Genomic DNA, 26510 nt, shown 5'->3' with positions numbered 1-26510 from the left:
GTGCCTGTGCTCTGCCGCCCCGCGACGATGTTCCCGGACCACGAGATCACCCTCAAGGACACCATCGAGAGCGCGCGCCGGATCCATGCCGACCATCCCCGGCTGGAGGCCGCGCTGCGGCTCATCGAGAACACCGGCGTCCAGACACGGCGGATCCTCCAGCCGATGGAGGACACCCTGCGGCACCCCGGTGTCCCGGCCCGTGCCGCGCTGTACCGGAACGCGGTCAAGCGGTATCTGCCGGAGCTCGTCGAACGGGCCCTCGCCCACGCGGAGCTGTCCCGCGACGAGATTCACGCCGTGGTCTTCGTCTCCTGCACGGGATTCACCATGCCGTCCCCGATCGTCTGGATGATCAACGAGCTGGGGTTCTCCACCGCGACCGGGCAGTTGCCGATCGCCCAGCTCGGCTGTGCCGCGGGGAGCGGCGCGATCGGGGCGTCCGCCCAGTACTGCCGGGCCCATCCGGACCGCAACGCGCTGATCGTCGCCTTCGAACTCTGCTCCCTCTGCTACCAGCCGACCGAGACCGACGTCGGATCCCTGCTCTCGGCCGGGCTGTTCGGCGACGGATTCGCCGCGGCCGTCGTCCGGGGCGACGACGCGCCGGGTGGCGGCGGCCCGGATGGCGACGGGCAGGGTGGCGGCGGGCACGGTCTGAGGATCGAGGGGTCGGCCACCGAGACCATTCCGCACACTGCCGACTGGATCTCCTACGAGGTCAAGGAGACCGGCTTCCACTTCCGGCTCGACAGCCGGGTAAGGGACACCATGCGCGATGTCACCCCCGGGATCGACGCCTTCGTGGCCCGTACCGGACGGTCCGTGCGGGAGCTGGACTTCGTGGTGGCGCACGCGGGCGGCCCCCGGATCCTCGACGACCTCACCCGCTACCTCGATCTCGACCCCGACCACCACAGGTTCAGCCGGGCCGCCCTGACCGAGCACGGCAACACGGCGAGCGTCCTGGTCTTCGACGCCCTCGCCCGGCTCTTCACGAGCGAGACCGCGGTCGCGGGGGCTCGCGGTCTCGTCGCCGGATTCGGGCCCGGTGTCAGCGCCGAGTTCTCCCTGGGGGTGTTCGTATGACCGCCGTTCCGGAGCCGGGCCGCGAGCGGGGTCGTGCGCCGGACGCGGACCGGCGGACCGTTCTGATCACCGGCTGCTCCTCGGGCGTGGGCCGGGCCGTCGCCCTGGCGGCCGTACGCCGCGGCTTCACCACCGTCGCCACCTCGCGCGACGTCGGCGCGATGCGCGAACTGGCCGACGCGGGCTGTGTCGTACGCCGGCTCGACGTCACGGACGCCACGGCCCGCCGGGAGCTGGTGGGGGAGCTGACCGACGTGTACGGGGCCGTCGACGCCTTGGTCAACAACGCGGGCTACGGCGAGCTCGGGCCCTGCGAGGAGGTACCGCTGGAGCGGTGGGCGGTCCAGTTCGCCACCAACGTCTTCGGCCCCGTGGGTCTGATCCAGCTCGTCCTGCCCGGGATGCGGGCCCGTGGCCGGGGCCGGATCGTCAATGTCGGTTCCATGGCGGGCGAACTGGTCCTGCCCGTGGGGGCCGCCTACCACGGCAGCAAGTACGCCCTGGAAGGTGTCTCCGAGTCCCTGCGATTGGAAGTGCGCCGCTTCGGGGTACGCGTCAGTGTCGTCCAGCCCGGCGCCATCGACACCCGGTGGGGCGAGAACGTACCGGAGCTGAAGGCTTATACGAACGGACCGTACGGCGACACCGTCGCCGAGATGACGCGGCAGATGGCGGAGCGGCTGCCCAAGGGCGTGCCCCCCGGGAAGGTGGCCGCGGCCGTCCTGCGGGCGGTGACGGCCCGGCGTCCCCGGGCCCGTTATCGCGTCGGACCCGACGCGCATGTCCTGCTGGCCCTGCGGCGCGCGCTGTCCGCGAACGTCTGGGAGCGGTGCGTCCACACCAAGTTTCCGTCCCTGCGGCGCCCCGCCGCCCCGGACGGCACGGCGGGCGGCCTCCCATCCGTCACCGACGAGCAGCGTTAGGAGGCGGCCGTGCCGGATCCGCGCGAACACACCGATGGCACCACCGGGACCCGCGGCGGCCCGTGGACCGCGGGGCGGCTGGTGGCCGCGGCCGGGGTCCCCTTCACCGCGATCGGTCTCGCCGCCGCGTTCCGGGGGCCGAGCCGGGCGCACTGGCCCGGCCTCGTCCTCACCCACGGCACCGCGGGCATCGCCGCCCTGGCCGCCGACCGTTCGATCCGGCCCCGGGCCCTCACCCGGGAGGATGTCGCGACCGCCTTCCGGATCGGGTTCGGGACGTTCGTGGCGGGCGCCGTCGCGGAGGTCGTGGTCCGCCGCGCCCTGCCGCGGCTCGACCGGGACGCCCGGAATCTGAGCGCCGCGGCCTCGGGCCTCGGCCCGGTCCCGATGACCGCCTGTCTGGCCCTGGTCATCGCTCCGGGCGAGGAGTTGTTCTGGCGCGGGCTTCTCCAGGGCGGACTGAGCCGCCGTTACGGGCCGCGCCGCGCGGCCGTCATCACCGGCGTCGTCTACGGCGCCACCCATCTGGCGACCGGGAACGCGGCGGTCACGGGCGCCGCGGCGTCCCTCGGCGGACGGCTGTCGTGGATGCGGGCGAACGGCGCGGGCATCGAACGCCTCGTCCTGACCCACGCGTTCTGGGTCGTCCCCACCCTGCTGTGGGACCGCTACCGCGCTCCGCGCGACCAGGACCCGGCCCGGCTGTCCCCGGCCCGGCCGGAGACGACGACGGCGGGATCGGCCGCGACGGCGCACGGCCGTCCCGGGGAAGGAGCGGTGGCCATGACCGTGACCGGGGGTGCCGGGAGCACCGGCCGCCGGGTCTCCCGCTGGAGCAGGCTGGCCCAGCGGGCGAACAACGTTGTCCACACCGGGCTGTACGAACGCACCGGCGGACGGTTCGGCACCCGGCTGCTGGGCCACGAAGTGGGGATCCTCACCACCACGGGCCGTGGCGACGGACAGCCCTATTCGGTACCGCTGTTCACCTTCCACGACGGCGACGACGTCCTCGTCGTCGCCTCCTACCGGGGCTCGGCCGGGCACCCCGCCTGGTACCGGAATCTGCTGGCCGAACCGGACGCCACGATCCGGATCCGGGACCGTTCCTGGCCCGTACACGCCCGGGTGCTGGACGCGGAGGAGCGGAGGCGGTGGTGGGCCCGGCTCGTCCGCGACTTCGACGGCTACGCCGCGTACCAGCGCCGTACCACCCGGGAGATCCCCGTGATCCGGCTGGCTCCCCGGCCGCGGACGCGCTGAACGGCCGGGTCACGCGTACGAAGCGGCCGGGCGGGGCGCCCGGCCGTCCACCGGACCACGAAGGGGGACGACGCCGGGTGGAAAAGGCGTACGGCGGCGGCACGGAAGCGCCGCGAGACGACGACGGCACGGCGGCGGACCGCCGGCGGGAACGGGCCGTCCACGCGGGGCAGGCCCTCTACACCCGGGCCTTCCTCCGCGTCTACGACACGGCCGTATACGGCATCAACTCCCCACTGACCTGGCGCTGTCCGAAGCGCAGGCTGATCGAGCTGTACGACTCCGAGGTATCCGCGCGCCATCTCGACGTCGGGGTCGCCACCGGGGTGCTGCTCGACGAGTGCCGGTTCCCCGGGCCGCGTCCCGCGGTCACCCTGATGGATCTCAATCCCGCGTCCCTCGCCACGGCCTCCCACCGGCTGCGGCGATACGGACCCCGGCTCCACCGGGCCGACGCGCTGCGGCCATGGGGCCTGCCACCGGGCTCCGCCGACTCCGTCGGTATGTGCTACCTCCTGCACTGTCTGCCGGGGGCCCTGCCCGACAAGGCCGTCGTCTTCGACCACGCGCGTGGGGTCCTGAGGCCGGGTGGCACCCTCTTCGGGGCGACCATCCTCGGGGAAGGCCCGCGCCACACCCGGCTGGCGAGAGCCCAGCTGGCGCTCGCCAACCGGCTCGGTGTGATGTGCAACCGGGAGGACCGGCTGGCGGACCTCGACCAGGCGCTGGACGCCGCGTTCGCCACGCACTCGGTGGCGGTGGTGGGCTCGGTCGCCCTGTTCCGCGCCCGGGTTGCGGACTGAGCGCCCCGGTTCGTACCGCATGCGATCGCACATATGGTCAAGGATCATTCAAGGAATCCCTGCGACACTGGGCCTTCGCCCCCGCGCGCCGCCGTTCCGTTCGCGAACCGCCCGGGGTGTGCGTGTGTTCCCGAACGGCTCGACCGCGAGCCGCCAGCCGGTGTGTCGGACGGAGGAACCGAATCGATGACCATCCTGCCGGAGTACCTGGATCACCTCGACGAGCAGCAGAAGGCGCGGGACGCGTACGAGGCCGCGCGTGTCCTGTCCGGTAAGTGGACTTTCGCGATCCTGGCCCAGCTCGCCAAGGGGCCGACCCGGCACAACGAACTGGCCCGTGCGACGGGGCTTGCGGAGAACAAACCGCTGGACCGGGCGCTGCACCGGCTCGTCGTCACGGGGCTCGTGGAGCGGACCGTCCACGATGTCGGTGGTTCGGCGCCCCGGGTGCGCTATCGGCTGACGCGGAGAGGCCGGTCGGTGCTCCCCCTCATCGACGAACTCGCGGTTCTGTGGCAGGAGTTGGAGCCCGACCGCCGCGGCTGAGGAGGGATTCCCGACGCCGGTCCCGCGTCGCCGACCGGGCCGTCGGGACGGTCGACTGCCGTACCCCGTAGCACTTTTCGCATTATACGACTAAATCTGACATTCGTTTGAGTCACATGGATATCAGGAAATTAACTCCATGTGAAGGATCGCCACGCAGGCGAATGGGTCGTGACGCGAAGGGGGTGGACCATGGCGGCGACGGTTCCCGGACCGGGATATCCGGAGGACAGCTGGGTCCAGGTCAATCTGACCCCCGGATCCCCGGTGCCGCCGCGGCTGTACGGCAGCCTCGCGGACCTGGCCCGGGACGTACTGGCGGCCGGGGCGCGGGAGTTCTTCTTCATGCACAAGCCCCCCGGGCTGCGGGTCAGGTTCCAGGCCGCCGACCCGGCGGACGTACCCGCGCTCCGCGCCGAACTGCTGACGCGGACAAAGGTCCTGTACGACCGGGGAGAGCTGACGGCGCCGCCGATCTGCACGGTCTACGAGCCCGAGAGCTATCTCTTCGGCGGCGAAGCGGCCATGCCATGGGTGCACCGGCTGTTCACCGCGGACGCCCTGGCCTGGCTCGACTGCCACCGGGCCGCGGCGGAGGACCGGCCGCCCGCCGGATGGCGGATCTCGCTGCTGCTGCTCCGCGAACTCCTCGGCGGACTGCACATCGTGGGCTGGGAACACCGGGGCGTCTGGGAGGCGGTCCGGTCCGACACCGGGCGCGCCCTGACCCCCGCCGATCCGGCCGACACCGAGCGGCACCGGGCCGAGCAGGGCATCCGCGCCTGGTGGGCCCGCCCCCGTGACGAGGCGCTCGCCGCCCTGCCGGACATCTGGCGGGAACCCCTCGGCGTCCACCGCGACGCGGTGCGCCGCGCCGCCGACGGCTGGCGTACGGGGTACTTCGAAGGCGGTGACGCGGTACGGGGTCCCCGGCGTGCCGCTGCGTACGCCGTGATCTTCCACTGGAACCGGGGAGCCCTCCCGGCCGGCCGCCAGTGTCTGCTGACCGAGGCCCTCGTCGCGGACGGGACGGCGTGACATGACACGGAACGAGCGGCGGTCCGGAGCGGGTTCCGGGACCGGGGCGCGCGAGGACGCGGCGCCGAGCGGCTGTCGGCCCCACACGGCGGCGGCGGAGCCGGCGTGTCCCGCGCCGGCGGACCGGGGGAGCACCGTGGACGGGCCGTCGGAGAACGGACCCGTCGGCGGTGCGCGTCGTGCCCCGCGGGACGGGGCACGACGCCCGGACGTGCCGGCGACCGAAGCCGCCGCGGGCGGTCCCCGCTCCGGGCCGCCCGAGACCGAAGGGGTGTCCACGAGGCCCGGCTCGGCGGCGGCCGGAGGCACCGAGGGGCCGCGCCCCGGATATCGCGCGGAGCACGGGACCTTCGAGCACGGGCCGGACAACGACGACGACAACGACGTAGGCGACGGCGCCGGAAACGCTGGACACGGAGCCCTCCCACCGCTGGACGGTACGGCGCTGGTCCGGATCGCCGGGGTGCCGTGCGCCCTGTGGACCGCCGCGGGCAACCCCCGGCTCACCGAACGGCTCGCCGACCACGCGGAGTCAGCCGAGCGCCGCGCCGCGCAGGCCCGGCGACTGGCCGCCGCCCTGAGCGCGATCGTCCCCGACCCTCGGCTGACCGACGCCGAACGCCACGCCGTTCTGGCCCTGCGCAGGCGGCTGCATTCGGGAGCCGCGCCGAGGCCGGGGGAGTGCGAACTGCTGACCCGGCTCCCCGCCGTCCCCGAGCGACTGGCCCGGGAGGCGGGCGAACTGCTCCGGGCCACCCGGGCGGCGACCGCCGCGCAGTCCACCCTGGAGCGGGAACTCGCCGCGGAGCGGGAACGGGCGGGCGCGCTCGCCTGGCGGCTGCTCGACGAGAGCCCCGTGCTGCGGGCCTTCGTCGACACCGCGACCCCCGGGCTCGTCGCCGACATCGCCCGCTTCCTGGCCGACGGCGAGACCTGGACCGGGAAGCGGCTGCGCAAGCGGTCCGGCTATCTGTGGCGCGCCATCGCCCGCGCGTCCGTGAAGACGACGCCCCGGGGCTGGGCCTGCCATATCGCCACGATCCCGGTCGAGCCCGCGCCGGACGACTCCGGGCGGGGCGCGGGGCCCTTCGGGTTCGGCGCCTGCTCCGGTGACGTACCGCCGGACGCGCTGCCCGGACCCCGGTCGGCGGTGAACGGCCGTCCTCCCGGGGGCGCCGTACCGGATTCCACCCCGGTGGCCGGTCCCGCGCGACGGCGTGCGGGTGGCGGTGATGTGCCCGGATGCGAGCCGGTCGCGGACGGCGATGCTCGTCGCGACGCCCCCGGACGGGAACCCGTCGTGCACCGGGCCCGCCCCGACCACCCCATCGGCCCGCCCCTGTTGGTGCCCGGGAGCGTCGTCGGGGCGCTCGCGGCCACCGCCGCCGAGAACGTGCATCTGCTGCGCGCCCGGCTCACCGACGCCGACGCGTGGCAGCGGGATCCCGACGTCCTCGTCGCGCCCGCGGCGTTGCACGCCACCGATGGCGACGGGCGACTGCACTGCTACGGCGTCGACCCCGAGGAGCCGGGGCGGGTGCGCCGCGTCGCCGTCCGCCGGACCCCGCCGCTCGACGCCGTACTGGGGCTGCTCGCCGCCAGCCCCCGTACCCTCGCCGATCTGGAGAGCGCCTTCGCCGGATCCGCCGGCGCCACCGCCCTGCGCGGCTTCCTCGGCCATCTCGTACGCCTCGGGGTCCTCCAGCCCTGTCTGCCCCCGCGCCGTCGTACCGGGGGCTGGATCCCGGCCCGGGACGTGCGCCGCCCCGGCGTCGTCGCCCAACCCGCCGGGACGGGCCGCGCGCACGACTGGTTCACCGATTCCTACCGCACCGTGGACGCCACCGTCCCGGCCGCCGCGGCCGACCGGGTACGCCGGGCCCTGGCCGTCGCCGCCCGGGTGGACGGCCTCCGCACAGCGGACCTGGCGGCGGGCGCCGCCGGGGCACCCCGGCCGAGCGCCCTCGTCGACGCCGTCGGCGTGGAGCCCCGCCCCCTCGGCGCCCTCCTCCTCGACCTGCTCCACACCGACACCGACGCCGACGCCGACGCCGACACCGACAGCGGGCCCGCCGCCGTACCGATCCGGCGCTACGAGGGATGGCACCCCGCCCACGACCCCCGCTCCGGCTACGCCCGGCTGCTCGCCCGGCTCGGCCGGCTCGTCGGGGACGGCACGCCGGAGAGCGTCGACATCGGCCACGCGCTCCTCGACTCCGTCGGCGCGCCCCCGGCGGACGAGATCCTGCCCGCCTGGCCGCTGGACTGCCTGCTGCGCCCGCTGCCGGGACCCACCGGTCCCGTCGCCGTCCTCGAAACCGCCTCCGCCGCCCATGTACTCGACGCCCGGTTCGCCGAGGCGATCCGCGCCCTCCACGGCCGCCACGACGCCGTGGACGCGTACCGCGCCTTCCTCGCCGCCGTGGAGCGCCACTCGGGGGCCCGCTTCGTGGAGCTGCTGCTCCCCCCGGCGGGCGAGCGCGCCGCCAACGCCGTCCGACGGCCCGTCACCACCGGCTGGTGGACCGGCGACCCCAACCGTCTGGCGTACTGCGCGCCCGGCGGGCCACCGCAGCGCTATCTGCCGCTCGACCGCATCACCCTGCGCCGCCCGCCGGGCCCCGACGGGGCACCGGGGCCGGGGATCGTCGCCGAGGCCGGCGGGCCCGGCGGGGTGCGCCTGCTGCCCGTCTACCACGCCACCCGGGTACCCGCGCCGCCGTACGACACCCTCGCCGGGCTGCTGCTGCGCGCGGGCCCGCCCGCCGCCACGACCGCCCTCCGGCTCGACGGATTCGCCCACGCGTTCCCCGCGACCGGGGAGATATCGCGGACCCCGCGACTGACCGTCGGCGGTGATCTGGTGGTGGCGCCCGCCACCTGGCGCGTACCGCGCGAACGGCTGTGGCCGCCGCGCGCCGGAGACCTCGCCAAGGCCCGTGCCCTGGCCGTCCTGACCCGCGCCGCCCGGCTGCCCCGCTGCGTCCTGGTGCGCCCGTCCGCCGCCGCCAAACCCGTACCCGTCGATCTCACCGCCTCGTCCGCGACGACGCTGATCGAACGGCTCTGCGCGACCGTGCCCGGTGACGAGCTGCTGATCGAGGAGATGCTCCCGGGCCCCGGCCGGCTCACCCTCCGCGACGCGGCCCACCACGGCGCCGCCGTCGCCGGGCAACTGCTGCTGACCCTCACCCCCGTACGGGACCCCGATGAGCTGGCCGCGCTCGCCGCCGCCGCGCTCACCCCAGTCGTTCCCGGTCCGGGCGCCTCCGGCGCTCCGGCCACCGGGACGGTCACCACCCCACAGGAAGAAGGAGCCCGGGTGAACCGGGCCGGATCAATGAAGGAGTTCCCATGCCCATCGCCGAACTGACCGACACGATCGCCGTCGACATGACCGACCTCGACCAGCTCATCGACCAGCTCGACGAGCGCGTCACCACCGAGGGCACCGTCGAGGCCAACGCCCCGATGACGATCGGCATCTGCACCCTGCTGATCTGCACGGCCGTCGTCGGCATCTGCTGACCCGACCGGAACCACAGAGCTGCCCGGCCACCGCCGGGCGGCTCGCCCGTGCCCGGCCGCCGCCGGGCCGGAGACCGCCCGACCGCGGCCCCCACGCCTCCGCGCCCCCGGAGAGGCCCGGAGAGGCCCGGAAAGAACGCGGAACGATCCCGGAGAGACCCATGCCCACCAGCCCTCGGGACACCTCCACCCCCCTCGACTCGCCGCAGGCCCTCGACCGGGCCGTACGGCTCCTCGCCGGATACCGGGCCGACGACACGGGCGTCTGCGACCCCGGGGTCCCCGTACTCGCCGCCCTCGTCGCCGCGACCGGCACCGGGCTCGCCGTCGCCGCCGCGCACCGCGCCACGGCCGAGTGGGCGCGCACCGTCGGCCGGGGCCCCTCCCACCACGCGCTGTACGACGGCGGGCTCGCCGGCTCCCTCGTCGGCGCCTACCACGCGGCCCGGCTCCATCCGCAGCTGCACCGCATCGCCGACCGGCTCCGCGAGCACCTCCTGACCGAGGCCGACCGGCGGCCCTGGCGCACCGAGGACGTCGCCCTCACCGACTACGACCTGATCAGCGGGCCCGCGGGCACCCTGCTCGCCCTGTACGCGGGCTCCCCGGAACCGCCCGGCCGGGCCGCCCCCGCCGCCCGCCATCTCGCGGCGCTCTGCGACGAGGCCGAACTGCCCCGGCTCCGTACCGGCCCCTACGCCGACGACCCCAACCTCTCCTGGCTCCACGGCCGGATCAACACCGGCATGGGACACGGTGTCGCCGGCCTCGTGACCGCCCTCACCGCCGCCGTCCGCGTTACGGGCCCCGAACCGGCGCTCACCCGGGCACTGGGCCACGCCGTGCCGTGGCTCGTCCGCCAGTCCTTCGACGACGCGCTGTCCGTCCGCAGCTGGGACGGCGCAGGACTGGACGCCCCGCCCGCGCCCGGGGTCCGCGCCCGGCAGGCCTGGTGCTACGGCAACCCCGGTGTCACCTGGGCCGTCTGGGACGCCGCCGACGCCGTCGGCGACCGGGAGACGGCGAGCTGGGCGACCGAAGCCTTCACCGGCCTCGCCGACCGCTACGACGAGAACCTCCACCTCTTCGGCGACGAACCCGCCGACCGGCTCGGTCTGTGCCACGGCGCCGCGGGTGTCCTCGTCGTCGCCGACGCCTTCGCCCGCCACGCCCGGCTCTCCGCCGCCGCGACCCTGCGCGCCCGGCTGCTGCGCCATCTGGAGGCGCGACTGCCGGAGTTGGACGAGACGGAGCGATGGCACGACGGACTCCTGGGCGGCACGACCGGGGTCGTCGCCGCCCTGCTGACCTGCGGCCACGGCGGCTCCCGGGCCTGGCTGCCCTGTCTGGGCCTGCGCTGACCCCACCGGGGAGTCCGCTTGGGCCCGGGAGAACAAGGACGGGCCGTCAGCGGCCCACCGTGTCGGCCTCGGCGCCGTCGTCCGGGGCCGACAGGGCGAGCCGGCCGCCCTCGTCGAGCGGCGTGGGTACGGTCAGGGTGCGGACGACGGTCCCGGCTGCGGCGTCGGCCAGCAGGATCTCGCCGTGGCCGCCGCGGCTCACGGCGACCAGGTCGTGGCCGGGTGACGCGGCGACGGAGCGGCGCTGGACGCCGTCCCAGGGGGTTTCGCCGGGGCGCGGGGCGCCGGACATCGCCGGGAGCGGGACACGGCCGGTGACCGTTCCGGCGGCCGGGTCGACGAGGACCAGTTCGTCGCCGTCGGGGTGGACCCGGGCGAAGGCGATGTGCCGGGCCGCGACGGCGAAGCGGAACACCAGACCGGGGCCGATGGGGATCCGGCCCGAGCGCCCCGAGTCCAGCCCGTACCACCAGGCGCAGTTGGTCCACTCGGGCCAGCGGCGCGGATCGGCGGGGCCGCCGCGGACACCCGACCACAGGGTGCGGCGCACCGGGTCGAGCCGCAGATAGTAGCCCCGGCCCGGTCCGCCCCAGGGCAGCGGCGGTTCGGCCGTGAGGCCGTCGGCGGTCGTACGGGCCCGGTGGACACCGGTCCCGGCGGCGGCGAACAGCAGCCCCGTGACCGGGTCGTACGCGTCGCCGTGCCCGTCGCCGGGGAGCGGCAGGCCCGCGCGGGGCGGGACGGCCGGGCAGCCCGCGGGCGCCGCCATGAGATCGCCCCAGCGGTACCCGGCCAGCGCCCCCGGCTCGCGCTGCCGCAGCACCACCAGGGTTTCCGTGTGCCCCGCCTGCCCCACATGCCGTCCGTGCTCCGGCGGCGGTATCACCAGCACCCCCGGCTCCCCGGTCCTGGTCCGGACGCGGACCGCGCGGGGCCCGCCGATCCCGCCGATGTCCACCGCCGTCAGCAGATCGCTCCACGGCGCGTCGGCGTGGCCAAGTCCGGTGCTGACCACGATCAGCCGTCCCGACGGATCGGCGGCCAGATGCTCGGCCGGGATCGCGACCGGCGCGCTCGCCACAACGAGCGGGCGGCCGCGTCCCGGGCCGTACGGATCGAGGACCACCAGCTCGCCCGCCCGGTCGTCGACGAAGGCCGTACGGCCCCGGGACAGGGCGAGGAATCCGGCGTGCTCGGAGGGATACCGGCCGGGCAGCCGGGCGGTCCGCGCGCCGTCGGGCAGCGCGAACACCTCGATTCCACCGGCGACATGGTCGGCCACGATCAGCCGGGGATCGCGGGCGCGGGCTGAGGACACGGGCGGCTCCTGGAGGGAAAGGGCGAAAGTCTCTACTGAAAATGATTATCATGTGGCTTGTATCGTGCGTCGAGGGGGTCGGCGCGCGCGAGACGTCACGGCCGGGGGCGAACGACCGCCTGGCCGACTGAAATCAACTGGAACGAAAGGAAAGGGGAGGGATTGTGAAGCTGCGGACGCGTCTGCATGTCCTGCGCCGGCTGACCGCCGCCGCACTGGCGGGCACCCTGCTGGCGGGGTGCGGTGCCACGGCCGACGACGGGAAGGAGGGCGCCGGGGACCCGGGGAAGCCGACGGATGTACGGGTGGCGCCGATCACGGCCGCCCGTACCGTCACCGACGTCCGAGGGGTGAAGGTCACCACCCCGGATCCCCCGCGACGGGTGGTCTGTCTGGTGGCCCTCTGCGACGACATGCTGACCGAGCTGGGGATGGAGCCCGCGGCCACCAACTCCGCGCTCCTGGACCACCCCCGCTTCCTCGGCGAGGAGCGGGCAGCCCGGATCCCGGTGGTCCCCGGCGGCTTCCTGAGCCCCGAGACCGAGGCGATCCTCTCCCACGAGCCCGATCTGGTGATCGGCCTGGAGGACACCCACGGCAGACTCGCCCCCGCCCTGAAGGGCGCCACCGTGTTCTGGCCGGTCCAGCCGGGGGAGTGGCAGGACAGCGTCCGCTACCTGCGCGACCTGGCCGCGCTCACCGGCCGTACCGAGCAGGGCGAACGCGCCGAACGGGCCTTCCGGACCAAGCTGGCGGCGGCCGAGCGGAACCGGAGCGATCTGACCAGCCTGATCGTCTTCGGCAGCGACGAGAACTTCGGCGTCGCCACCCCCGGTACCGACGTCACGGCGGGACTCTTCCCCAAACTCTCCCACTATCCGTGGAAGAGCCGCGGCGTCGACGGGAGTTACAGCCTGGAGGAGATCCTCGCCCGCGAGGTCGACGTCCTCTTCGTCGAGACGCTCTCCTTCGGCGGCTCCCCGAAGGAGGAGCTGTCGCGGAAGCTGGCGGAGAACCCCCTGTGGTCGCGTATCCCGGCCGTCCGCGACGGGCGGGTGTACGAGGTCGACGCCGATGTCTGGGCGAAGGGCCGGGGCACCCGGTCCCTGGGCGTCGTGCTGGACGAGGCGACGGCGAAGCTGCGGTGACCCGGCGTACCGCCGTCGCGGCGGGCGCGCTGGCGGTCGCCGTGTGCGGCGGACTCGCCCTGGGGACACCGGTGGTGCCCCCGGCCGGGTTCGCCGACGCGTTCGTGGTGACCGAACTGCGGCTGCCCCGGCTGGTGCTCGCCCTCGTCGCGGGCGCCTGCCTGGGCGCCGCCGGGCTGATCCTCCAGGAGGCGCTGCGCAATCCGCTCGCCGTACCGGAACTCCTCGGCGTCTCCTCCGGCGCCGCCGTCGGTGTCGCCGCCCCCCTCGTCCTCGCCGTCTCCGTACCCCTGGCGCTCCAGCCGTTCCTCGCCATCGGCGGCGCGGCCGCCGGCGGGGCGCTGACCCTGCTGGCCGCCGGTGCCGCCCGGAGCCCGTCCGCCGTCCTGCTGTGCGGGGCGGCCGTCGCCGCCGCCCTCCAGTCGGCGCTGCTGCTCCTGATGGTGCTGGCCGACCAGTTGGACCTCCAGCTGATCCACCGCTATCTCCTCGGCAGCCTCTCCGCCAGGACCTGGGACGACGTCACCGGACTCGGTCCCTGGCTGGTGGTCGCCGTACCGGCGCTGGTGCTGTGCGCCCCGGTGCTCTCGGTGCTCCGCCTCGGCGACGACGACGCCCGCGCCCTCGGGGTACGGGTGCACCGGGCCCGCGCGGCGGCGCTCGCCGTCGCCGTGCTGCTGATCGCCCCCGTGGTCGCGGTCTGCGGCCCCGTGGCCTGGGTCGGATTCCTCGCCCCGCATCTCGCGCGGCGGCTGGCGCCCGGCGGGGACGCCGTACGGTGGCTGCCCTGGTCCGCCGTCTGGGGCGCGCTCGTGGTGGCCTGGGCGGATCTGCCCGCCCGGCTCGCCCTCGCCCCCGTCGAGACCCCGGTCGGCGCGTGGACGGCGCTGCTGGGCGTTCCGGCGGGTGTGCTGCTGCTCAAGCGCCGGCCGGGACGGGCGGCGGCCGGCGGGAGTCCGCCCCGGCCGCGCCCGGCGGTACCGGCCGGACGCCACGGCCCCGACGGTCCTGACAGCGCCGTCCGAACCGCCCGGACCCGTTTCGGGGGTGCCGGATGAGACGTCTGCTGATGATGGGCGCCCTGGTGGTGGCCGCGGGCTGCGCCGGACTCGTCGCCGGGCGGGCCATCGGCCCGGCCGGGGTGTGGGAGGTGCTGCGGGGCGGGGGATCCCCGCTCGCCCGGCATATCGTCCTCGAACTGCGGCTGCCCCGCGCCCTGGTGGCGCTGGTCGCGGGCGCGAGCCTCGGCGTCGCGGGCATCGTCCTCCAGTCGGCGCTGCGCAATCCGCTCGCGGGACCCGAGGTCACCGGCGTCGCCCCGGGCGCCGTTCTCGGCGCGGTCGTCGCCTCCGGCGCCGGGTTCGCCGGCTGGCAGTCGCCGGGTGCCGTGGTCGTGGCCGCCGTGATCGGCGGGTTCGCCGGAGCGGGGCTGCTGTGGCTGCTCGCCGGGCGGGAGCACGCCGACCCCTTCGACGCCGCGGTGTACGGAGTCCTGGTCTCCGCCGTCCTGTCGGGGGCGACCGCCATGGTGCTGCTGGTGGCGCCGGGGGAGTTGGGCAGCGTCGTGCAGTGGCTGGTCGGCTCCACCGAGGGCCGGGTGTGGCAGCACTGGAGCCTGCTGTGGCCCTGGGCGCTGTGCTGGTTCGCCGCCGCCTGGGCGCTGGCGGCCCCGCTGACCCTGCTGCGGTGCGGCGACGAACAGGCCGCCGCACAGGGGCTGCGTACCGGCCGGGTCCGGCTGGCGGCCCTGGGCTGCGCGGTCGCCCTGACGGCGGGGGCGGTGGCCGTCGTCGGCGCCCTCGGCTTCGTCGGACTGCTCGTACCGCATCTGGCCTTCGCGCTGTACGGCGCCGATCTGCGGACGGCCCTGCCCGGCGCGGCGCTCACGGGTGCCGCCGTGGTCGGCGGGGCCGACGCCGCGGCCCAGGCACTGTCCCGGCTGCTGACCGACGCCCTGGGGGCGGACCGGCTGAGCGTGCCGACCGGGGCGCTCACCACCTGCGCGGGCGCGGCTCTGCTGCTGATCGTGGCCCGCCGGATCCGAGAGGACACGACATGACGAGGGACGCGACCGCCCCGAGAGCGGAGCGGAGGACGGAAGGGGACGCGGGCGCCGTGCCCGGGACGGCGGGGCAAGAGGCCGCGGCGGCCCGGGGAACCACGGGCGGCGGTCCGGGCGGGGCGGTGATCCGGGTGGACGGCGTCCACTTCGGCTACCCCGGGCGAGAGGTGCTCCGAGGCGTCGATCTGACCGTACGCGCCGGGGAGTCGGTGGCCCTGATCGGCCTCAACGGCTGCGGCAAGAGCACCCTGCTCCGGCTCTGCGCCGGGCTGCTGCGCCCGTCGCGGGGGACGATCGGGCTCGACGGCGACGACCTCACCCGGCTGTCGCGCCGCTCCGCCGCCCGCAAGGCCGCCCTGCTCCACCAGTCGGCACCGCCGGTCTCGGGTATGACGGTACGTCAACTCGTCTCCCAGGGGCGGTACGCGGAGCGGGGTCCGCTGGGGATGCTGCGCGGCGGCGACGACGCCGTGGCCGCGCGGGCGATGGCGGACGTGGGCGTCGACACCTGGGCGGACCGGCCCGTGGAGTCCCTGTCGGGCGGCGAGCGCCAGCGCGTCAGGCTCGCCATGGCGCTCGCCCAGGACACCCGGATCCTCCTCCTCGACGAACCGACGACCTATCTCGATCTGCGCCACCAGCTGGAGGTGCTGTCGACCGTGGACCGGCTGCGCCGCGAACGCGGCCTCACGGTCCTGATGGTCCTTCACGACATCGGCCAGGCCGCCCGGTTCGCCGAACGCGTCGTCGCCCTGCGGGACGGCGTCGTGGCGGCGGACGGTCCACCCGCCGATGTCGTCACGCCCCGGCTGCTCGCCGATGTCCTGGGCGTGGTCGGCCGGGTGGGGGTCGATCCGGAGGGCGGCTGGCCCGTGTGTTACCCGGATCACCCCGTGACCGCGCCATCAGCTATTGCGGAATGAAAATCATATTCATTAAGGTTGAGGTGTGTTCGCGACCGCGGGCACGCTCCACCCAGGAGAGGAGTCCACGCCGTGGACCAGCACAAGGTGTTCGCCCCGATCGCCGATCCGGGCCAGCTCGCGCACCAGTCGGCCACCCACTCCAACGCCCTCGTCGACAACCCCTTCGCCGAGGGCGCCGAGGGCGCGGAGAGCGCCGAGACGGCCGACGCGGCGGTCGCGGCGGTGGCGGCCGAGTAACCGGATGACGGTGCGCCGTCCGGTCGCCGTTCCCCGAGCGTGACCGGCCGGACGCCGTCGGCCGGGGCCGCCCGCGTCCGCGCTCCCCCGCGCACGGGCGGCCCCGGCCCCTTTCCGCCGGTCCGGCTGGCCTGAACCGTGCCGTACCGACCACCGGCCACCGAGCGGCACCAGTGCCGCTCCGGCGCCGTACCGGAACACCGTCGTCCGAAAACCGAGTTGAGGAGTCCGCCCGTGAACACCCCCCGCCTCACCGCCGGGGCCGCCCTGGTCACCGTGCCCGGCCGGGGCCTCGCCCTGCGGACCCCCGACGGCACGTTCCTCCGGGTCGACACCGGGGACGTACCGCCACAGGCGTTGCTCCGCGGCCTCGGTGCCGCGCCGGGGCCCGAAACCCCCCTCACCGGAACGACCGCGCCGCCGATCGCGGACCGGCTCGTCGCCGCCTTCGAGGACGCCGGATACGCGACCAGGGCCCCCGAACCCGCCGGGCCCGACACCCCCCTTACCGGAACGACCGTGCTCCTGCTGGGCGATCCGGTCCTCACCCGGCCCGTGGCCCGGCTGATCCGTACGGCGGGCGCGGAACCGACGACCGTCGAACCGGACCGGCTCACCGACCGCGCCACCGAAGCGGGACCCCGGACCGCCGTCGTCTGGTGCCTCGACGGCCCCGTACCGCCCGGCCTGTGGGATCCGGCCGACCGGCTCGCCCGCGACGGCGCCCTGTGGGCGCGCTGCCACCGCGAGGGCGCCCTGGTCTGGGTGGAGCCCACCGCCCGCGGCCCGTACGGCGTCACATCGGCCGACGTCCGGCTGCGCCGGCTCGCCGCCACCCCCGCCCACCGCGAACTCGCCGCCTACTGGGCCGGATCCCGCACGGCCGACACCGGCCCCCGGCATACCGAGGTCACCGCCGCGTACACGGCCGCGCTCCTCGTCCACGATCTGCTGAACGCCGCCGGGACCGGCCCCGAGGCCGTACCGCCCGTCCTGCGCGCCGTCGACCTGCGCGATCTGAGCACCACCGGACACCCCGTCCTGCCGGTGCCCCCATGCGCCCCGTTCCCGACCACGGGCGGCCCGACCACGGGCGGCCCGGCGGCCGGTGGCCCGGGGACCAGTGGGCCGGGGACCGCGCCGTGACACGTACCGTACGGATCCCCGTCGACGGCGCCCTCCTCGCCACCGACATCCAGCTGCCCCCGGCGGGGCCCGCCGCCGGACCGTACCCCGCGGTCGTCATCCGCACCCCGTACGGCCGCCGCGCCCACCGGGGCGAGGCCCGCGCCTGGGCCGCGCGCGGCTTCGCCGCGGTCGTCCAGGACGTCCGCGGACGGTACGGCTCCGGAGGCCGGTGGCGGCCGTACGCCCACGAGCCCACCGACGGCGCCGCCACCCTGCGCTGGGTCCGCGCCCGCCCCTGGAGCGACGGCCGGATCGTCGCCGCGGGCTCCTCCTACGCCGCCTACTGCGCCCTGGTGACCGTCGTCGGCGACCCCGGCGGTCCCGACGGGTGCGCCGCCCGGCCCCCGGACGCGGTCGTCGCCGCCGTCCCCGCCCTCGGCACCGCCGAGACCGCCCGCGACCCCTCCGGAGTCGAACGCCTCCTCGGCCGGGCCGGCTGGTGGGCCGCGCACGGCGACCGCCCCGACTCCGACCCGGACGCCCTCGACCGGCGCCTCGGCCACGACCCCGGCCTGCTGACCCATCTCCCGGTCACCGACCTGCCCGCCCGGCTCGGCCGCGCCCTGCCGTCCTGGCCGGGGGTGTGGGACGCCCCGCGCGCCGACGCGGTCGTACGCCGCGCCCCCGCCGCCCGTACCCCCCTGCTCGCCATCGGCGGCACCCACGACCCCTTCGCCGCCGACACCCTCGCCCTGTGGCGGACCTGGGGCGGCCCCGCCCGACTCGTCCTCGGACCCTGGGGACACCGCCTCACCCGCGACCCCGGACCCGGCGCCCGCCCCGAACACCGCGTCGACCTCGGCGCTCTGACCTGTGCCTGGGCCCGAGCCGTCTGCGACGGGCCACCGCCGCTCCCGGGCCGGGACGGCGCGGTCGCCGTCGCCGGAACCCCGTACTGGTACCCGGCGGCCGTCGCCGTGGACACGCCCACCCGCCGGTTCCCCCTCACCGGGGGACCCCTCGACGGGGCGCTCCTGACCGGCGGGACCTTCCACGCCGACCCCGCCGCGCCCGTACGCTCCGACGAACTGCGCGCCGACCCCGACCGCGCCGACCGCGCCCTCTTCGTCACCGCGCCCCTCACCCGGGACACCGACCTCGTCGGATCCGCCGCCGCCGAACTGCGGGCCCGCGCCGACACCCCGGCCGCCGACTGGTTCGTCCGGATCGTCGCCGTCGACCCGCACGGCCGTGCCGAACCCGTCGCCGTCGGCAGCGCCCGCACCGCCCGGCCGCCCGGCACCTGGTCCACCGTCACCGTCCCCCTCGGCCCCCTGGCCCGCCGGATCCCCGCGGGCACCCGGCTGCGGACCGAGATCACCGGACACCACTTCCCCGCCCACGCCCGCAACCCCCACACCGGACAGGACCCCGTCACCGCGACCCGGCTCCTGCCTTCCCGCCGGGCCCTGCGCGCCGACGGCTGCGCGCTGCTGCTGCCCGTCGCCCCGCCGCGCCCCGCCGACACCGTCCCCGACCTCCCCCAGGAGCTCCGCAGATGACGCAGACGACACCCATGGCCGCCGCTGTCACCGGGCCCGCCGCCCGGCCGCTGCCCCTCGACCATCTGGTGGACCCCGTCTGCGGCATCGTCCGCGACGTCGCGCCCGTACCGCACCCCGCCGGGGCGCCGCCCCGCTACACCGCCGTGACCGCGAACGTCGCCGACGCCCGCCGCCTCGGGGCCTGGCCCGCCGACCGGGTCGCCCTCGGCACCACCTTCGGCGATCCCGACGGCGCGTGGACGGCCGCCGTCGCCGAGGCCGTGGAGCGCTACTGCGGCAACCGGGTCCCGCCGCCCGGCCACCCCCGGGCGCCCCGCCGGGCCACGGCCGCCGAACTCACCGCGGAAGGCCACCGGGTGTACGGGCCGGGAGCCGTACCCGCCTACGCCGACTGGCAGTACGAGCGTCCCGGCTTCCCCTACCGGCGGCTCACCCCCGACACCCCCGCCCTGTGGACCACGGCGACCGAACCGGCCGGCGGCGACACCTGGTGGGTGCCCGTCGCCCTCACCCATCTCAACTGGCGCCAGGGCCCGCTGCGCGAACTGCCCCGCACCCACCACCTCAACTACGCGGGCATCGCCACCGGGCGCGGCCTCGACGACGCCGTCGAACGCGCCCTGCTGGAGGTCGTCGAACGCGACGCGCTGGAACTCTGGTGGCACCTCGAAGGGCCCACCCGGGGCATCGACCTCGACTCCGTACCCGGTCTCGCCGACGATCTCGCGGGCTGCGCGCTGGAGATCAGCGCCGTCGAACTGCCCTCGGAGTTCGCGCCGTGCGCCGCCGCCCTCGCCCACGATCCCGTCCGCGGGCTCTACGCGGCCGGGTTCGCCTGCCGGCTCGACCCCGCCGAAGCCGTCCGCAAGGCGGTACTCGAAGCCGTCCACACCTGGGTGTTCACCCAGGGCACCACCGATCCGGACGGCTGGGTCTTCCGCGCCGTCGACGCCGGACTGCTCGCCCGCGGCCTCTATCTCGACCACCGTGCCGACCGGCGCTATCTCGACGACTGCGGCGACGACTTCGGGGCCGTACGGGATCTCGGCGCGCACGTCCAGGTGTGGCTCGACCCCCGCACCGCGCCCCTCGCCCGCCGCTTCACCCACCCCGCGCACGGCACCGTCCCCGTCGCGGCCCTCCCGCCCGCCGACCGGGCCGGCCTCGACGCCCGGCTCGCCGCGGCCGGACACCGGGTCCTCGTCACCGACCTGACCACCGAGGACGTCGCCCGTACCGAACTGAGGGTCGCCCGGGTCCTCGTCGACGGACTGATCCCCAACGCGCCGGCCGCGTTCGGCTACTTCGGCAGCCCCCGCTTCACCGACGCCGCCGTCGCCCGCGGCTGGCGCACCCGGCCCCCCTCGCGCCCGGCGGACTTCACCCTGACCCCGCCGCCGCATATGTGAGGCCGTACCGATGCCCATCGAACCCGTACCGGGCGAGGCTCCCGGCCCGCCGCGCGCCGACGCGGAGCGCGTGCGCCGCGGGGAGTGTCCGTCCGGAGCCGCCCCCGGACCCGGCCGCCCGGACCCGTGTCCGCCCGCGCCACCGGGCGGACGCGGGCCGACCCGGGCCCCGGCCCCGGCCCCGCGAGGCGCCGTACCGGGAGGTCCACCGCGTCCCGGCGGCGGGACGGGCCCGCCGGGGAAGCCGGACCCGGCGCGGACCGACGCCCCGCCCCGGCGCGACCGGGCGGTCGGTGGGGATCCGTACAACTGTGCCGTCGGTACGGATCCGTGCGCCCGGGTCCCCGCGGGCCCGCGCCCGGGGCCGGACGGTACCCATCCGCGCGGCCCTGCCATCGGCGCAGGCGCAGGTGTCGGTGTCGGCACGACCCGGCGCGGCCGGGCCGACGATGCGGTCCCGCGCGGCCGGGCGGACCGCGACGCGGCCCCGCGCCGTCGGACCGGCCTCGCCGAGGGGCCGCCGAACAGGGGCGGCGCGGCCCGGACCGTGACCGTGGCCGCCGCGCTCGATCTGGCACGCTCGCCGCTGCTGCCCGGGCCTGATCTGCCCTGCCGGCCCGTCGCCGTGCCCCGGCCCCGCCGCGACGCCGACGGCCTCCCGGTGCCCGCCGGGCTCGACTCCCTGCTCCGGTACTCCGTCGCGGGCGGGCGGCTGCGGCCCGCCGCTTCGGCCGGGGCGCTGCACCCCGTCTCCGTACGGCTGCTGGCCGGAACCGGCGCCGGACTGCCCGCCGGGCACTACGCGTACGAACCGGACACCCACCGGCTGCACCCCGTCGGGCCCCTGACCGGGCCCCCGCCGCACGGCGCCTTCGCCGTCCTCGGAGTGGCACCCGAACGGACCGTCGCCCACTACCGGCACCGGGCCTGGCCGCTGACCCTGCTGGACACCGGACACACCGTCGCCGCGCTCGTCGCCGCGGGCGCGTACGGCTACTGCCTCGACCCGGCGCCCGGCACCCTGCCCCGGCCCGCCCGCACGGGCCCCGGCTCCGGCGGGATACCGCTGGCGGCCGTCCGCCTCACCCCCGAAGGGCACTTGGGGGACCGGGCCGGAGCCGTAGCACCGCCGTCCGGCGAACGCGCCCCCGCCCCGCACCCGGACATCGCCGACGCCCGGCGGATCCTGCGCCTCCTGGCGTCGTCCGGGCCTCCGGCCGGTACCTGGTACACCGCGCACCGCAGGGCCGCACGCGACGTCATCGCCGCGCGGCGAAGCGCCCCGCCGGACGTACTCGCCGCCGCCGGACCGCCCCCCGACGCGCTCGCGCGACGGGTGCTGGCCGCCGCCCGGTCGGCCGCGCCCGGCGGTCCCGACTGGTGGCTGGCCGTCGGCGGACCCCGGCCTGCCCTGCTCACCCACGACGCCGACGGCCTGCGCACCGAGGCCACCGGGCCGGTACTCGACACCCTCGCCCGCTGGGCGGCGGGGCAGGCGTGGATCGCCCGTACCGGAGCCGTCCTGCTCGCCGTCGGCTGCCCCACCGGCGCGGGACCCGCCCGGATCCGGAGCGACCACCTGCGTGCCGGATACGGGATCGGCCACGCCCATCTCGCGGCCACCGCCCTCGGGCTGCCCGCCAGACCCGTCGGCGCCTGGCAGCGCGCCGACCTCGGCGCGGCGCTCGGCGGACCCGCCGGGCAGCGGTGGATCGTCCACGGCCTGGCCTTCGGCACCGCGCCCGGGAGCCGACGCGCCACCTAAACACCGGTCACACCCGCCACACCCACCGCACCCGTACGCCACCGGCCCCGACCGAACCACGTCACCGGCTTCCCCAGTCAAGGAGAACGCACCCGCATGATGCTCCATCCCGAACTCCTGCGCGCCGCCCGCACCGCGCGCCGCCCCCTAGCCCGCGCCACCGTGCTCCTCGCCGCCGTCGCCCTGACCCAACTCGCCCAGGCCGCCCTGCTCGCGGTCGCGCTCGCCGCCGCCGCGCGCGGCGACACCGGGCCCCTGCCCGCCCTCCTCGCGGGTGTCGGAGCCGCCGCCCTGCTCCGCGCCCTGCTCACCGTCCGGCAGCGGCGGGCCGCCGTGACCGCGGGCGCGGCCGTACGGGTCCGGCTCCGCGACGAACTCCTGATCCGGCTGGGCGGCACCGGCCCCGGCACCGGCCCCGGCCGCGACGGCCACCAGCGGGCCGGGGCGCTGCGCGCCGTCATCGTGGACGGCATCGAGGGCGCCGACGCGTACGTCTCGCGCTATCTGCCCCAACTCGCCGTCACCTGCGCCCTGCCGCCGCTGACGCTGGCCGCCGTGGGCGCCGTCCGGCCCGTCGCCGTCGCGGTCCTCGCCCCCGCCCTCGTCGTCGCCCTGCTCGCCCCCCGCTGGTGGGACCGGCTGCTGGAACGGCGCGGCAAGCAGCACTGGGGCGCGTACGAGGCCCTGGCCGCCGACTATCTGGAAGCCCTCCAGGGCATGGCCGCCCTCCGGTCCGCCGGGGCCGCGGGACGCACCCGCGCCCGGCTCGCCGCGCACTCCGACCGGCTGCACCGGGCCACCGTCGCCAAACTCCGCGTCTCCCTCGTCGACACCGGCGTCACCGATCTGGCCGTCCAGGGCGGTACGGTGGCCGCCGTCCTCGTCGCCTGCTGGTCCGCCACGTCCGGGACGACCACCGCGACCGGCACATATCTGCTGCTGATGCTGGCCTCCGAATGCTTCCGGCCCGTCCGCGACCTGGCCCGCGAGTGGCACGCCGGATACCTCGGGGTCTCCGCCGCCGACGGCATCGCCCGGCTGCGGACCGCCCCGGGCGGCGTACCCGACACCGGCACCCGCGCCCGGCCGTGGGCCGCCGCTCCCGAGATCCGGTTCGACGACGTCCACTTCACCCACCCAGGCGCCGGGAGCCCGGCCCTCCGAGGAGTCACCTTCACCGCGCCCGCCGGTCGCACCACCGCGGTCGTCGGGCCGTCGGGCGCGGGCAAGACGACCCTCGTCGGACTGCTGCTGCGATACGCCGACCCCACGCGCGGCCGGATACTCGCCGACGGCGAACCCGTCGGCGCGTACACCCTCGCGGCGCTGCGCCGGGGGGTCGCCGTCGTCTCCCAGGAGACCTACCTCTTCCCGGCCTCCGTCGCGGCCAATCTGCGGCTGGCCCGCCCCGACGCCACCGACGCCGAACTGCGGGACGCCGCGCGGGTGGCGGGGATCCACGACGAGATCCTCGCCCTGCCCGACGGCTACGCGACCCCCGTCGGCGAACGCGGCGCCGCCCTCTCCGGCGGACAGCGCCAACGCGTGGCCCTGGCCAGGGCGCTCCTGGCCGACGCGCCCGTCCTCGTACTCGACGAGGCGACGAGCGCCGTGGACGAACGGGCCGAGGCCGCGATCGTCCGCGCCCTGACGCGGGCCGCCGACGGGCGGACCCGGCTGGTCGTCGCCCACCGGCTGGCGTCGGTACGGGACGCGGACCGCGTCGTCGTCCTCGACGGCGGCCGGGTCGACGCGATCGGCGACCACGACACCCTGATGGCGGAGGGCGGCCTCTACGCCCGCCTCGTGACAGCGACAGCGACAGCGACGGTCACCACGGCCGCCGGGGCGTCGGCGGGAGGGCTCGCGGTATGACATCCACCACGGAAGGACCGCACTTCGGCGCGGCACCCGCACCCGGCGCCGACGACCCCCCGCTCACCGACGGCGCCCCGCTCACCGACGGCGCCCCGCTCACCGACGGCGGCGCCGGGGGCGACGTCCCCGGGCGCGGAGCCTTGCGCGCCTTGTTGCCCGTACTGCTCGCCCACCGGGGCACCACGGTCAAGACGTTCGTCGCGGCCCTGCTCTCCCAGACGGCGCTCGTGGCGCTCGTCGTCCTCGCCGCCCACACCACCGGCGCGGCCGTCGTCCACGGCACCGCGCCGGGGCCCGCCGTGATCGCGGCGCTCGTCGCCCTCGTCGCCGTACGGGCGGTCGTCACCTGGTGGGAGATGGACCTCTCGCACGACCTCGCCTACCGGGTCCTGGCCGAACTGCGGATCCGGGTCTTCGACGGGCTCGCCCGCAGCGCGCCCGCGCGCGTCGGGGGCCGCGACAGCGGCGATCTCGCCTCCGCCGCCCTCGCGGACGTCGAGGCGCTGGAGTTCTTCTACGCCCACGCCGTGGCCCAACTCGCCGCCTCCAGCGCCGTGTTCGGTACGGGGGCGGTGGCGCTCGGGGCCGTGGAACCGGGACTCCTTCCGCCGGTGCTCGCCGCCGCCGCGCTGCTGGTCCTGCTGCCGCTGCTCGACGGCCGGGCCAGGACCCGCCGGGCCGCCGTGACCCGGCGCGCGGCGGCCCGCCTCTCGGCGCGTACGGTCGAGACCGTCGACGGGCTGCGCGAACTCCTCGCCTTCGGCGCCCTCGAAAGCGGCCGGGAACGACTGCGGGCCGACGGCCGCGACCTGGGCCGCGCCCAGCTCGCGGAGCAGTCGTGGGAGGCCAGGGCGGCGGCGGCCCGCGATCTGCTGGTGACGGCCGCGCTCGTGGGCGTCGCCGCCGTCGCCGGATACGGGATCACCGGCGCCTGGGCCCCGGCCGCCCTCGCGCTCGCCCTCGGCACCCTCGCGCCCGTCGCCGACGCGACCGCCGCGGCCGGGCAGGCGAGCGGTCTGCGGGCCGCCGCCGCCCGGGTGGGCGCCGCCGTCCGGGCTCCCGCGCTCGCCCCGCCGCCCCGCGAGCCGCGCCCCGTCCCCGAAGGGCCGTTGACGGTACGGTTCCACGCCGTCCACGCCGACTACGGCACCCGCCCCGTCCTCACCGGCGTCGACCTGCGGGTGCCCGCCGGGACACGCCTGGCGCTGACCGGGGCCTCCGGCGCCGGCAAGTCGACCTGCGCCCATCTGCTGGCCCGCTACTGGGACCCGGCCGCCGGACGTGTCGAACTCGTCGGCGCCGACGGCACCGCCGTGGACCTGAGGGACGTGGCCGACACCGAACTGCGGCGTACCGTCGCCGTCGTCGGCCAGGACACCCCCCTCTTCCACGGCACCCTGATGGAGAACCTCCGGCTGGCCGCCCCCGAAGCGGACGACCGGGCGGTCCGGGACGTCGCCCGCGCCACCGGGGTCGACCGGGTGGCCGCGGGGCTGCCCGACGGCTACGGCACTCTGGTCGGCGAGCGGGGCACCACCCTCTCCGGCGGACAGCGGGCCCGGGTCGCCCTGGCCCGCGCCCTGCTCACCCGGCCGAGGGTCCTGGTACTCGACGAGACCACCGCCCAACTCGACGGCGTCGGCGACGCGGAGATCGTCGCGGCCCTGCCCCGGTGCACGACCCTGCTGATCGCGCACCGTCCGGCGACCATCCGGCACGCCGACCTGATCGCCGTCCTGGCCGGCGGCCGCGTCGTCCAGCAGGGCACCTGGGAGGAGGTGACGGCCGTCCCGGGCCCGTTCACCCGGGTCGTGTCGCGCGACTGAGGCCCCCCGGCTCCCGGCCCCCCGGCACACGGGCCCCGCCGGGCGCCGGTCGGCCCGGCTCGCGGGGGGAAAACCGTTCGCCCGCCCCGGCGGTCCGATGACAGCGTGTCCGTATGACATCGCTGTACAGCGTCCGAGCCGACTACGACGAGCGGACGATCGTCGTCTACCAGGCGTACGCGCCCGCCGTCGCCGACGCCGCCCTGCGCGCTGGGCGCTTCACGGCGCCCTTCTCCTTCACCCGGATGACCTGGATCAAGCCGTCGTTCCTGTGGCTGATGCACCGCAGCAACTGGGGCCGCAAGGCCGGCCAGACCCGGATACTCGCGGTACGCGTCACCCGCGAGGGCTGGACCGAGGCGCTCGGCAGCGCCGCCCTGACGACCGGCGACCCGACGGCGCTCGCCGCGGCGCCGGTCCATGTCCAGTGGGATCCCGAACGGTCCCTGCGGGGCGCGGCCCTGAACCACTACAGCATCCAGGTCGGAATCGGCCGTACCCTGATCCGCTCCTACGCCGACGAGTGGGTCACCGACATCACCGACATCACGCCCCGGGTCCGCCGGATCGACGAACTCGTCCGCGCGGGCCGCACCGCCCAGGCGGGACGGCTCCTGCCGCCGGAACGGGCCTTCCCCGTCCCGGCCGCCGTCGGCGCCCGCCTGGGTATCGACACCTGAGCCGCGCGGGCCCGCAC

21 protein-coding genes and 1 pseudogene are annotated in these 26510 nt (G+C 76.4%); 21 read left to right on the top strand and 1 reads right to left on the bottom strand.

All coding sequences use genetic code 11. The features are described 5' to 3' along the window. The 9 genes from ACFXG1_RS20520 (at position 1) to ACFXG1_RS20480 (ending at position 10551) form a co-directional block, all read left to right on the top strand. A complete protein-coding gene (locus ACFXG1_RS20520) occupies positions 1-1089 on the top strand; it encodes a type III polyketide synthase (RefSeq protein WP_384714176.1) in 1089 nt (362 codons plus the stop codon). Further along, a complete protein-coding gene (locus ACFXG1_RS20515; RefSeq protein ID WP_384714179.1) occupies positions 1086-2012 on the top strand; it encodes an SDR family NAD(P)-dependent oxidoreductase in 927 nt (308 codons plus the stop codon). Before ACFXG1_RS20520 ends, ACFXG1_RS20515 begins: the two co-directional genes overlap by 4 nt. Before the next feature lie 9 nt (positions 2013-2021). Beyond that, entirely contained in the window at positions 2022-3275 is a 1254-nt protein-coding gene (locus ACFXG1_RS20510) for a nitroreductase/quinone reductase family protein (protein WP_384743959.1), read from the top strand. A 77-nt stretch (positions 3276-3352) separates the two neighbouring features. After that, positions 3353-4078 carry a class I SAM-dependent methyltransferase gene (locus ACFXG1_RS20505; RefSeq protein WP_384743957.1) on the top strand — a complete coding sequence of 242 codons (726 nt, stop codon included), beginning with the start codon at positions 3353-3355 and terminating at the stop codon, positions 4076-4078. 186 nt (positions 4079-4264) lie between these two features. Next, positions 4265-4624 carry a winged helix-turn-helix transcriptional regulator gene (locus ACFXG1_RS20500; protein ID WP_384720905.1) on the top strand — a complete coding sequence of 120 codons (360 nt, stop codon included), beginning with the start codon at positions 4265-4267 and terminating at the stop codon, positions 4622-4624. Between the two features lie 192 nt (positions 4625-4816). Further along, positions 4817-5662 carry a thiopeptide-type bacteriocin biosynthesis protein gene (locus tag ACFXG1_RS20495; RefSeq protein ID WP_384720902.1) on the top strand — a complete coding sequence of 282 codons (846 nt, stop codon included), beginning with the start codon at positions 4817-4819 and terminating at the stop codon, positions 5660-5662. A 271-nt stretch (positions 5663-5933) separates the two neighbouring features. Then, on the top strand, positions 5934-9035 hold the full coding sequence (locus tag ACFXG1_RS20490; RefSeq protein WP_384743954.1) for a hypothetical protein: 3102 nt from the start codon (positions 5934-5936) through the stop codon (positions 9033-9035). Further along, the gene (locus ACFXG1_RS20485) at positions 9017-9190 is read left to right on the top strand and encodes a hypothetical protein (protein ID WP_384720913.1); all 174 of its coding nucleotides are present in this window, start codon (positions 9017-9019) and stop codon (positions 9188-9190) included. The genes ACFXG1_RS20490 and ACFXG1_RS20485 overlap by 19 nt, the downstream gene beginning before the upstream one ends. 161 nt (positions 9191-9351) lie before the next feature. Then, a complete protein-coding gene (locus ACFXG1_RS20480; RefSeq protein ID WP_384720916.1) occupies positions 9352-10551 on the top strand; it encodes a lanthionine synthetase LanC family protein in 1200 nt (399 codons plus the stop codon). Between the two features lie 46 nt (positions 10552-10597). Here the strand turns inward: ACFXG1_RS20480 and ACFXG1_RS20475 are convergent, their stop codons facing one another. Beyond that, positions 10598-11869 (bottom strand): hypothetical protein, encoded by a 1272-nt coding sequence (locus tag ACFXG1_RS20475; protein WP_384743952.1) that lies wholly within the window; start codon positions 11867-11869, stop codon positions 10598-10600. A gap of 170 nt (positions 11870-12039) precedes the next feature. On the opposite strand from ACFXG1_RS20475, the gene ACFXG1_RS20470 reads away from it, so the two are divergent. The 12 genes and pseudogenes from ACFXG1_RS20470 (at position 12040) to ACFXG1_RS20415 (ending at position 26493) form a co-directional block, all read left to right on the top strand. Beyond that, complete coding sequence (locus ACFXG1_RS20470; RefSeq protein ID WP_384723129.1) at positions 12040-13017, top strand: ABC transporter substrate-binding protein; 978 nt, start codon at positions 12040-12042, stop codon at positions 13015-13017. Beyond that, positions 13014-14075: a FecCD family ABC transporter permease gene (locus ACFXG1_RS20465; RefSeq protein WP_384743950.1), complete on the top strand. Its 1062-nt coding sequence runs from the start codon at positions 13014-13016 to the stop codon at positions 14073-14075. Before ACFXG1_RS20470 ends, ACFXG1_RS20465 begins: the two co-directional genes overlap by 4 nt. Further along, positions 14072-15076, top strand: a complete 1005-nt coding sequence (locus ACFXG1_RS20460; protein WP_384719041.1) for a FecCD family ABC transporter permease — start codon at positions 14072-14074, stop codon at positions 15074-15076. The genes ACFXG1_RS20465 and ACFXG1_RS20460 overlap by 4 nt, the downstream gene beginning before the upstream one ends. Beyond that, positions 15073-16018: pseudogene (locus ACFXG1_RS20455) on the top strand (ABC transporter ATP-binding protein). The gene ACFXG1_RS20460 and the pseudogene ACFXG1_RS20455 overlap by 4 nt, the downstream one beginning before the upstream one ends. A 56-nt stretch (positions 16019-16074) precedes the next feature. Beyond that, entirely contained in the window at positions 16075-16242 is a 168-nt protein-coding gene (gene amiA / locus ACFXG1_RS20450) for a streptamidine family RiPP (RefSeq protein WP_384719039.1), read from the top strand. A 234-nt stretch (positions 16243-16476) separates the two neighbouring features. Further along, complete coding sequence (locus ACFXG1_RS20445; protein WP_384719037.1) at positions 16477-17388, top strand: hypothetical protein; 912 nt, start codon at positions 16477-16479, stop codon at positions 17386-17388. Continuing rightward, the gene (locus ACFXG1_RS20440; RefSeq protein ID WP_384743948.1) at positions 17385-18932 is read left to right on the top strand and encodes a CocE/NonD family hydrolase; all 1548 of its coding nucleotides are present in this window, start codon (positions 17385-17387) and stop codon (positions 18930-18932) included. Before ACFXG1_RS20445 ends, ACFXG1_RS20440 begins: the two co-directional genes overlap by 4 nt. Before the next feature lie 14 nt (positions 18933-18946). Further along, positions 18947-20344 (top strand): YcaO-like family protein, encoded by a 1398-nt coding sequence (locus ACFXG1_RS20435; RefSeq protein ID WP_384743992.1) that lies wholly within the window; start codon positions 18947-18949, stop codon positions 20342-20344. A 547-nt stretch (positions 20345-20891) separates the two neighbouring features. After that, a complete protein-coding gene (locus tag ACFXG1_RS20430) occupies positions 20892-22109 on the top strand; it encodes a hypothetical protein (RefSeq protein ID WP_384743946.1) in 1218 nt (405 codons plus the stop codon). Positions 22110-22205: 96 nt separating this feature from the next. Then, positions 22206-23984, top strand: coding sequence for an ABC transporter ATP-binding protein/permease (locus ACFXG1_RS20425; protein WP_384743944.1), 1779 nt, complete (start codon positions 22206-22208; stop codon positions 23982-23984). Continuing rightward, a complete protein-coding gene (locus ACFXG1_RS20420; protein WP_384743942.1) occupies positions 23981-25813 on the top strand; it encodes an ABC transporter ATP-binding protein in 1833 nt (610 codons plus the stop codon). Before ACFXG1_RS20425 ends, ACFXG1_RS20420 begins: the two co-directional genes overlap by 4 nt. Positions 25814-25926: 113 nt before the next feature. Then, positions 25927-26493, top strand: a complete 567-nt coding sequence (locus ACFXG1_RS20415) for a DUF4291 domain-containing protein (protein WP_384724017.1) — start codon at positions 25927-25929, stop codon at positions 26491-26493. Positions 26494-26510 lie beyond the last annotated feature (17 nt).

The sequence above is a fragment of the Streptomyces sp. NPDC059248 genome, from assembly GCF_042753905.1.
Classification (GTDB): domain Bacteria; phylum Actinomycetota; class Actinomycetes; order Streptomycetales; family Streptomycetaceae; genus Streptomyces.
This window is presented reverse-complemented; position numbering and strand designations above follow the sequence as displayed.